Genomic DNA, 587 nt, shown 5'->3' with positions numbered 1-587 from the left:
GTGAGGCGTTGGTCGATCAACACACCCGAGGCGGCGGGCACGGTGCCGGTCAGTCGGGATTGGCCGGGAGTCCACCGGTCGGGGCGGACCTGGACGTTGCGGTCGGCGTCGATGCGGGCACGGCGTCGTTTGACGGCTTCGGCATCGACTTGGGCGACAACAGAATCGACGAGCGCAGCAAATCGTGTCGTCGACAGATGATCACGTGCCGAGAGGGCGGCGGTGAGACGGGCGTCGACCTCGTCGATGGTGTCAGGGCCGCACAGGCTGGTGCGTGCCACAGCAATGTGGAAGCGCTGCAAATCGATACGCCCGCAGGCCAGGAGTGAGGAGGTGTAGGGGAGTCGGTAGCGCAGGGCGTGGGCGTCGATGATCAGTTCGCGTGCCCGACCCGGCGGTAGCGACAACACGGCGCCGACGTCGGCGATGGTGCGTTCCAAACCATTTGGGCCGTACTGTGCGCGGGGGTCGTCGCCAGCTTGTCCGCGAGCAGCGAACTCGCGCAACTGTTCTGGTGAGTCGGCGCGGCCGTCGGTGAGTTCGCCGATCTCGACGCCGTAGTCTTCTTCGTGTTCCTCGTGGATGAG

Annotated in this window: 1 protein-coding gene; it reads right to left on the bottom strand. The window is 66.1% G+C overall.

What is annotated here, in order from left to right; genetic code table 11:
- Positions 1 to 587: DUF222 domain-containing protein (locus A5788_RS20900; RefSeq protein WP_156525574.1), on the bottom strand; the 587-nt coding region annotated here is incomplete at both ends.

The organism is Gordonia sp. 852002-50816_SCH5313054-c (assembly GCF_001665925.1).
Lineage (GTDB): Bacteria > Actinomycetota > Actinomycetes > Mycobacteriales > Mycobacteriaceae > Gordonia > Gordonia jacobaea.
The sequence above is the reverse complement of the archived record's forward strand: the minus strand, read 5'-3'. Positions and strand labels throughout refer to the sequence as shown.